Source organism: Capnocytophaga sp. (assembly GCF_030532915.1).
GTDB lineage: Bacteria > Bacteroidota > Bacteroidia > Flavobacteriales > Flavobacteriaceae > Capnocytophaga.
Genome location: NZ_JAUNKD010000063.1, coordinates 1 through 7884, shown reverse-complemented (window position 1 = coordinate 7884; position 7884 = coordinate 1). Strand labels below are relative to the sequence as shown.

Here is a 7884-nt window from a genome sequence, read left to right as displayed (position 1 = left end):
TGGCATCAGTGCCGAATCCGTTTGAAAATGCCCTGCGAATTTCGGGGAGTTATGAAACGATGTACTGATTTTCTGTTGTTGTTTTTTAGTTTTCGTTCATATTTTTCGTAAGGATACTATAAGCCAAAAATGTAAAAAACGCATAAGGTTTTCCGCTTTTGTGGTTGATTGGTTGAATTTTCAGGATATTTGAAATAAATTTTTGGCGTATTGTACCAAAATACGTACTTTTGTCGTTTGAAATTAAAGCGAAATTCATTTGGAAATGACGGATAAAATTAAAGAGCATATTGCTAAAATAGAGTCGTTTACGGCTAAAACAAAAGAAGAGGTAGAACAACTTCGCATTCAGTATTTGGGCAAAAAAGGCATTTTAAACGATTTTTTTGCAGCCTTTAAAGAAGTGCCTCCCGCTGAGAAAAAAGCCTTCGGGCAAATTATCAATCAATTAAAAAACCAAGTCGAAACCAAAGTACAACAATTACGCGATGCCTTTGAACAACAGCAAGATAGCACGGGTATTTATGCCGACCTTACCCGTCCGGCAACGCCCGTAACCATCGGGGCAAGGCATCCCATTTCACTGGTAAAAAACCAAATCGTTGATATTTTTTCAAACATCGGTTTCAATGTTTCCGAAGGTCCTGAAATTGAAGACGATTGGCACAACTTCACGGCTTTGAATTTGCCTGAATATCACCCTGCTCGCGATATGCAAGATACGTTTTTCATTCAAACCAATCCCGATGTTTTGTTGCGCACGCACACCAGTTCGGTTCAGGTTCGGTATATGGAGGAACATCAACCGCCTATCCGCACCATTTCGCCCGGGCGCGTGTTCCGAAATGAAGCCATTTCGGCGCGTTCACACTGTCTTTTCCATCAAGTTGAAGGGCTTTACATCGATAAAGACGTGTCGTTTGCCGACCTGAAACAAACTCTTTTGTATTTCACCAAAGAAATGTTCGGAAAATCAAAAATCCGTATGCGTCCGTCTTTCTTTCCGTTTACCGAGCCTTCCGCTGAGGTGGATATCTATTGGGGGTTGAACAACGAAATCGATTATCGCATCACCAAAGGAACCGGTTGGCTGGAAATTATGGGTTGCGGAATGGTAGACCCTAATGTGCTTAAAAACTGCGGAATAGACAGCGAGCAATACAGCGGTTTCGCCTTCGGTATGGGTATTGAACGCATCGCGATGTTGCTTTATCAAATTGGCGACATACGTATGTTTTACGAAAATGACGTTCGTTTTCTGGAACAATTTAAAAGTTCACTGTAAAAATTTTGCAATGTAATTTTATTGAAAATAGTTGAGGGCATTAAATTTTTAATGCCCTCGTTGTTTTATTTATGTTTAAAAACGAAATACTGACATAAAGGAAAAGTTCGTTTTCCATAATAAATTTACACGATAGTTTTGCACCGTAATCAAAAAAATAAATATCTTTGCAAAATGAGTAATACGCTAAAAATCAGTAGATACTAAAATTATGAAACAAACTAAAAACCAAATTCGTGAGCGGTTACAAGGGGCATTTCCAAAAACATTGGCTCTTGATGTGCAAAAGGTTGCTGATAGCGTAATAGACAATCAATTTGAACTGCATCAATCGCTTAATCAGGAAGTTATACTAAACGGTGAACGACTTATCATTCCTGCGCGTTTGTACGCCGATGAGTCACCTACAATTGCGGGACTGACTGACATCCAGCGAACGATTTTGCACTGCTTGTACCTGCGGCATCACAACGGATTTGTCCGTCAGGCACACTTGGAAAAACTCCTTCACAACACCGATTATTTTGTCGTTCCCTTTGTTTTTCAGCTGTTTGGCGAGTATGTCGTGGAAATTTTGAGTGTGGCAAATGCCCATATCAACGCCCAAACCATCGCTTTGTATCAAAAATTCATTGCCGAAAATCCAACCTACGCCAAGCAAACCGAAAGCCGAATGACCAGCTATTGGGACGCTTATTACAGAAGTCAATCACCTGATTTAAAGCACTATATCGGTAGGGAGATTTTTAAAAAATTAAAACAACCATTTCAAAAAGCGACATAAAAATTTATTCGGAATTATTTTTCTGATTTCGTGTGAATTACAAAAAAAATACCCTATTAGCTCTATTTTTAATAAAATCGCAAATTTGTGTGGCTATTTTTTCTTTTCGGTAAAAATTGTGGGGTTCGCCCTTAAAAATGTGCGGTGTGAGGTTCATTTGGGCAAACCATTCCGCCGAAGGCTTATAAAGGTCATTTTCGCCGTAAAACAGCTGAATTTGAGCTTGGGGGCAATCGTTTTCCTTTCGCAATCGTGTGGAAGAAACGGCAAATAACATATTGGTTTTCAGTCCGTTTTGTAAGGATTTAAAAGCGATGTATCCGCCAATGCTGAATCCAAGCAGGGCATCGGGTTGGCTTTCGATTTTCAATAAATTTCCCACCGCTTTGTCGATACCGCCATTTATAAACTGCTGATGCAGAGCCTCTTCGGTGTAATTGTTCAGGTCAATCTGCCCCAACGCACAGGCATCGTAAAACGCCACATCAAAGCTATCCGACAGATTTTCAACGTAATACCGCCACCATTGCGACCGTTTTACGCCCCATAAATCCGAAATAACAACGAGTTTTTTCATTTTAAAAACCCATTTTTCAATCCGAAACAAAAAAAGGCGACTGTGCTTTTGCCATAAAACAAACCAATTTTTGAGGCAATGCCAGCCACGAAGTGCCGTCTTCTTCCTGTTTAACGTGCCAGACCACTTCGCCCTGCGGATATTCCCACATCGTTTCATCGGTTTCGAGGCAAAACGGCGGAATCCACAGTAATCGAATCTCGCCATCACCTGCCCAACCTGCCTTCAAAAACAATTCTTTAACTACCGAAACATAGTTTTCGGCATCGTCCAAAAATTCGGAAGGTGACAACATAAAATGCAGATTATCAATATATTCATACGCCGAAATATGAAAATCACGCAAGGCTTCGGGCGGATACCCAATCACTTGCTCTTTTGAAATTGTATATGCCATTTTTTCTATTTTTATTAAGTTTTTAAAGCGAAAAATTGATTCCGTTTTTTACATTTTTACTTGTTTCAGCCAGATTTCAATTTCTCGAAATGTCTCCTCCTCATTTTCAATCCACGGAAAATGACCTGCATAATCAATCAAAACCAGTTTGGAGTTAGGCAACACTTTATGCAATTGTTCAGCATATTGAGGCGGATTATTAGTGTCATATTTTCCATTGATAATCAATATATTAGTTTTAATAGAAGGAAATTGTTTTTGAATTTCAAGATATTTTTCTCGCTCCTCTTTTGTTTCTATTACAAACTGATTATCAACAGGTTTTCTTCTTCCTGCCTTGGTTATTTCTTTCACAATCGGAAGCACTTTTTGAGCCGTTTCTCCATCATAACACCACCATTTTATCGGAGCCTCTGAAAGGTTTCTGCCATTTGCATCGGTTTGGGTGTTGTGTTCCAGCATATAATCCCAATCTTTCACAACCTGAGCAAACCAAGGGGATTCTTGCGTTCGCTTTTTTTCTGATTTTGCTCGTCTGTCGTATGTATCTTGCTGATTTCCAATTAAACTCGTTCCTGTCAAAATAAGCCCTATCGTTTGTTTCGGATATTTCAACGCATATTCCAAAGCCACCGCACTCTGGTCAGAATGACCAAAAATCCAAATGGATTCCACATTGAGTTTTTTCCTTAAATTTTCAATTTCTTCAACTATAAAATACTGATTATAAGCATCTATTGATTTTGGTACTTCCGATTTTCCTGTGCCTCTGGGGGCGTAATAAACCATCGTAAAATATTTTTCCAAAGGCTTCAATGTGAGTTCATAACCTATTTTTCCGGAACTCAAATGCCCCACAATCATTACAGGTCCATTGCCTCTAATCGTATAATTGATTTTTAGTCCGCCAATATCCTCATAGTAAGTCCCTTCCGAAAGATTTTGACAAAATCCGAAAGTAATTAAAAAGAACAAAACTATTGTTGTTAAAAATCTAATTATCATATATTTAAACCCAAAAACGGAATTTCATAATAGCAAATTTACAACTTTAAGCAGAATAGCAAAAATTTTATTTTTCAAGAAAGAAATAATAAGCGACTTTGTTTCTCTGTAAAAATGAATTTTATTCAGAAAATCATCATTAAATTGTTTATTTACAATAATTTATATTTTATGATAAATCTCCTCAAACGGAACGCGGTATCGTTCGCCCCACACCGCTTTCTTTGCGTATGCCACAAGCGATTATCATATTGATTTCGGCGTTGCGTGGTAGGCGCCTACAATGCAAATATACACAATAAATCACGCATTCACAACAAAATCACATCATTACATATTTTTTAATGTCTAAATTTTTGATTTCACCTGTTTGCAGATGGCACATTTCGCCTTGGTTGTTGATTGCCCAGTTGTCAAAAAATGGACGAAGCGTCCCTGTCAGCGGTCGGTCGCTGTGGATAAATTCGCCTGTTGTCAAATCGATACGCTCACCGATATTTCGCTCGAAAACTACTTGATTTTCAAAGATAAAAAACACAGGAGCGTAATAAAATTCCTCCCAATCGATTTTGGCGGTTTTCCATAAAATTTCGCCCTTGCCGTTGAATTTAAAACCGAAATAATCGCCGTCAATGGCAAAAAATTCGTCGCCACCCAAAGGCATCACGCGGTGAATGAGTTTTTTTGAACCCAAATTGATGATTTTTTCCTGTAAAGTGGTCAAATCCAGCAGAATAATCTCATCTTTTTTGCGACTGTTCGGATAGGAAAAAACCGATTTTTCGGCATCTTCACCGCCGTAAGTCAGCGGGTGATTTCCTTGCATAAAATGCACGATTTCAGATTTTTGCGTATCAAAAACAAACAGCTTGTCGCCGCTTTTTCCTTTGACATCGGCACGAACCAAAAGCAAATTCGCTACGGACGAAAACCACGCTTCATAACCGAAAAAAGCAGTGGTCTCGAATCGTAATTCTTTGGTTTTCAGGTCGAAAATCTTGGTTTTGCGTTTTCGTTTTTCGTAGGTGCGGTCGATGGTTAAGACTTGCGTTCCGCAGGGCGAAATGTCGTGAATTTCGCTCTCGTCAGGAGCATTGGCAAAAGTGTGTTTTTCATCGGTGTTAAAATCCACCAAAAAAGTGGCGATTTGCCTTCCTGTTTCATCATTGCAATTAAAAAAAGCCAGTTTTTGAGCGTGATGTACGCCACATTCTAAATATATCATCGTTATTTCTTTTTCTTAAAATCAGGGGTTAATAAGTTACAAAATCTGCGTTTTCGCTTTGGCAAAAATACAAAGATTTGACTATTTTATTGTTAAAATCACAAAAAAACAAGCAAATTTATTTGGCATCTCCGTTTGAAAAATCCGTTGTTTTTAGCTTCAAAATTGCGGTATAACTAACTATATAGTTTGTCTTTTTATTTTCGTTCTTTTGTCTTGAAACAAAAGAACCAAAAATTCAAGACTTTGGATACTACACTAAAAATCAATCCATTTCACTGGAAATCTCCAAACTTGCTCCCTGCGGTCGCTTCGAACAGTGGATATTTCCTGCGTTCCATTCATTGATTTTTTTAACGTTTCGTCTCCAAGGTCGAAAATCATCCTTGAAAAAGGCGACAATTTAAAAAGGGTTAGCTATAAACGTGAGAATTTTGTACTTTTGCGTTTATTTTTACAAAATTTTCCACAAATGAAAAACGAAGAAATCATTCGGCAAACGCAACAGCTTATCAATCGCGGAACGCAATTTGATTTGGATTTTTTGGATACGATTTACGACGAAAATCTGATTTTTCTTTTTGTTGATAATCAAAACCAGATTAAAACGCTGAATAAAGCGGAAAATATGGTTTTTTTTCCGAAATCTTAAAGAAATAACGCCGAACCGCTGAACACTTATGCCGAATTTCATTACGCCGATAACGACGGAGAAAATGGCTTTGTAATCCTCACGTGGAAAATACAACAACTTGAAAAAGAGCAAGAATTCCTATTTAATATCTATTGGAAAAAGAAAAACAACCAGTGGAAAATCATACGCGAAGTGGTTTATATCAAATAAAACGGAACGGATATATCCGCTCCCTACACAGATACGCAATCAATTGCGTATTTACGCCAAAATACTCATTATCAGCGTTTATAATCCACTTTACCCAAAGCGATGGGCGTTTCGTTTTGTTTGACCCACGCAACTGCCAATTGTGCCAATGCCAGTGAATTGTCGCCGTTGTCATCACCATCGTAAAGAACTGTTTTTAAGTTATTTACCTCCTCCATTTGAGCCGATGAAAGGGCATTGCCTTTTTGCAGATAATCCACCATTGCCGAGAGCATTTTTTTGAACTCTTTGTCCCAATTACCAGAGGCGTTTCGCAGGATTTCATTACGGATTTTGCCCGAAATACGCACCACTTCGCCCTGCACCGTTTTGGCGGCTCCTTGGCTCGGCACTAACAAATCCCAAAGCCGGGAAAATTGCTTTTCAAAAGGAGCATCGGCAACCGTAATGGGCGAAACACCGTCGTGTTCAAGGCGTTGCGTTACCGGTTCTACTTTAAACAAGGCGTAAAGACGCTGCAAAGCCTTGTCGGTTTCCTCCAAAAGTTCCGAATTGAAATTCTTGCGGTGAAACTCAAAATTCTCACCAATGCGAACCACGGCTTCCTTGGCGGTTTTGGTGATTTTTTCGCCCGATTTTAGCAAAAGAGCCGCACTTTTTGCCACCTGCGGAATGTCGAGATTGGTGCAACCGCTGAGCATCGCTTGTAGGGGCGTGAGTTTGCGGTCGTTTTTGGCAGAAATATCCGCACCGCGTTCCAAAAGCAGTGCCACCACCTCAAATTTGCCACGACTGGCGTGCAGAACGCTGTTTTGGTAGCGGTCGGCAGTGTTGATATTTGCCCCCAAATCGAGCAGAAGTTGCACTTTTTCCACCGCATTGACCGACGAATGATGCCAAAGGGCGGTGCGTCCGTAAGTGTCGGCAGCCTCAATGTCCGCTCCATTTTCAATCAGCCAACGCATCCACTCGGTGGGAATGCCGTAAAAACACAAGGCAGGTTTTTTGATAAAATCACGCTCGTAGGCGTTGATGTCGCACTTTTCAAATACTTTTTGAAAGGCTTCAAAATCGTTGTTTTCCAGTATGTTACTGAAATCATTCGGTAAAGTTGCTCTTTTTTTTGCCATTTTTTCCTCTCCCTAACCCTCTTCCAAGGAGGGGGAATTTTGCAGGGTGTTTTTTTAATTATTTTACAAAATTAATAATTTTTGTCGAGAGTCTCGACACACGATTTTTTTTTCGGTTCATTGTAGGGGCAAATTGTGGCGGAAGAGATATATCTCTTCCCTACTGACACACGATTATTTTATCTTTGCCAAAGTTTTAAAACTTTGGCAAAGTTGTGGTGATTCGTTGCGGTTGCTTGATACTTTTAGCCTTAAAAATAGTTACATTTATCTAAATATCAACAAATTAGATGCTAAAATAACGAAACTCAAATTTCGGAAAATGTGCCTCGCTGTGATATTCCCCCACGATGTAGCCCAGATGTTCCTTGCCCAAAAACAAGACGCATTCTATGCCGTAATCAGTGTTGTCATCGTACTCAAAAATGTCCAAAAACGGCTGTCCGCTCATTTTTTTGTCCATTTCGCTGATGTCAAAAAGTCGCAACTGACTTTTATCTTCCACAAAATCAAGCATTTCGTAAATTTCTTCCAAAAAATCTCCTGTGATGTCAAATCGTTCTGCCAAAACCTGATGATTTTCAGCTTTGTAGCTTTCTAAAAAAGCCAAAATTTCGGTGTAAATTGCTGTTTTCAT

General features: G+C 39.2%; 9 protein-coding genes. 3 read left to right on the top strand and 6 right to left on the bottom strand.

Features of this window, described 5'->3' with window-relative positions; translation table 11 throughout:
• Positions 1-265: 265 nt before the first annotated feature.
• Both Q4D72_RS11885 and Q4D72_RS11880 read left to right on the top strand, forming a co-directional pair.
• Complete coding sequence (locus Q4D72_RS11885; protein WP_303078138.1) at positions 266-1285, top strand: phenylalanine--tRNA ligase subunit alpha; 1020 nt, start codon at positions 266-268, stop codon at positions 1283-1285.
• A 211-nt stretch (positions 1286-1496) separates the two neighbouring features.
• Entirely contained in the window at positions 1497-2069 is a 573-nt protein-coding gene (locus Q4D72_RS11880; RefSeq protein ID WP_303078137.1) for a hypothetical protein, read from the top strand.
• A 37-nt stretch (positions 2070-2106) separates the two neighbouring features.
• Here Q4D72_RS11880 and Q4D72_RS11875 read toward each other — a convergent pair whose 3' ends face one another.
• The 4 genes from Q4D72_RS11875 to Q4D72_RS11860 form a co-directional block, all read right to left on the bottom strand.
• The gene (locus Q4D72_RS11875; protein ID WP_303078136.1) at positions 2107-2646 is read right to left on the bottom strand and encodes an alpha/beta hydrolase; all 540 of its coding nucleotides are present in this window, start codon (positions 2644-2646) and stop codon (positions 2107-2109) included.
• Positions 2647-2662: 16 nt separating this feature from the next.
• The gene (locus tag Q4D72_RS11870) at positions 2663-3043 is read right to left on the bottom strand and encodes a hypothetical protein (protein ID WP_303078135.1); all 381 of its coding nucleotides are present in this window, start codon (positions 3041-3043) and stop codon (positions 2663-2665) included.
• Positions 3044-3091: 48 nt separating this feature from the next.
• Positions 3092-4048, bottom strand: a complete 957-nt coding sequence (locus Q4D72_RS11865; RefSeq protein WP_303078134.1) for an alpha/beta fold hydrolase — start codon at positions 4046-4048, stop codon at positions 3092-3094.
• A 322-nt stretch (positions 4049-4370) separates the two neighbouring features.
• Positions 4371-5273: a hypothetical protein gene (locus tag Q4D72_RS11860; RefSeq protein ID WP_303078133.1), complete on the bottom strand. Its 903-nt coding sequence runs from the start codon at positions 5271-5273 to the stop codon at positions 4371-4373.
• A gap of 472 nt (positions 5274-5745) precedes the next feature.
• Here Q4D72_RS11860 and Q4D72_RS11855 point away from each other — a divergent pair, with 472 nt between their 5' ends.
• Positions 5746-5925 (top strand): hypothetical protein, encoded by a 180-nt coding sequence (locus tag Q4D72_RS11855; protein WP_303078132.1) that lies wholly within the window; start codon positions 5746-5748, stop codon positions 5923-5925.
• A gap of 263 nt (positions 5926-6188) precedes the next feature.
• On the opposite strand, the gene Q4D72_RS11850 is transcribed toward Q4D72_RS11855, so the two are convergent.
• Together Q4D72_RS11850 and Q4D72_RS11845 are read right to left on the bottom strand one after the other, a co-directional pair.
• Positions 6189-7247, bottom strand: coding sequence for an ankyrin repeat domain-containing protein (locus Q4D72_RS11850; protein ID WP_303078131.1), 1059 nt, complete (start codon positions 7245-7247; stop codon positions 6189-6191).
• 286 nt (positions 7248-7533) lie between these two features.
• On the bottom strand, positions 7534-7884 hold a 351-nt coding region (locus Q4D72_RS11845), incomplete at its 5' end, for a hypothetical protein (protein WP_303078130.1).

What these genes read in the sequence shown, in the direction of transcription:
- Q4D72_RS11870 (WP_303078135.1), bottom strand. Translation starts at nt 3,043, where the DNA reads ATGGCATATACAATTTCAAAAGAGCAAGTGATTGGGTATCCGCCCGAA.
- Q4D72_RS11865 (WP_303078134.1), bottom strand. Translation starts at nt 4,048, where the DNA reads ATGATAATTAGATTTTTAACAACAATAGTTTTGTTCTTTTTAATTACT.
- Q4D72_RS11855 (WP_303078132.1), top strand. Translation starts at nt 5,746, where the DNA reads ATGAAAAACGAAGAAATCATTCGGCAAACGCAACAGCTTATCAATCGC.
- Q4D72_RS11850 (WP_303078131.1), bottom strand. Translation starts at nt 7,247, where the DNA reads ATGGCAAAAAAAAGAGCAACTTTACCGAATGATTTCAGTAACATACTG.
- Q4D72_RS11885 (WP_303078138.1), top strand. Translation starts at nt 266, where the DNA reads ATGACGGATAAAATTAAAGAGCATATTGCTAAAATAGAGTCGTTTACG.
- Q4D72_RS11880 (WP_303078137.1), top strand. Translation starts at nt 1,497, where the DNA reads ATGAAACAAACTAAAAACCAAATTCGTGAGCGGTTACAAGGGGCATTT.
- Q4D72_RS11875 (WP_303078136.1), bottom strand. Translation starts at nt 2,646, where the DNA reads ATGAAAAAACTCGTTGTTATTTCGGATTTATGGGGCGTAAAACGGTCG.
- Q4D72_RS11860 (WP_303078133.1), bottom strand. Translation starts at nt 5,273, where the DNA reads ATGATATATTTAGAATGTGGCGTACATCACGCTCAAAAACTGGCTTTT.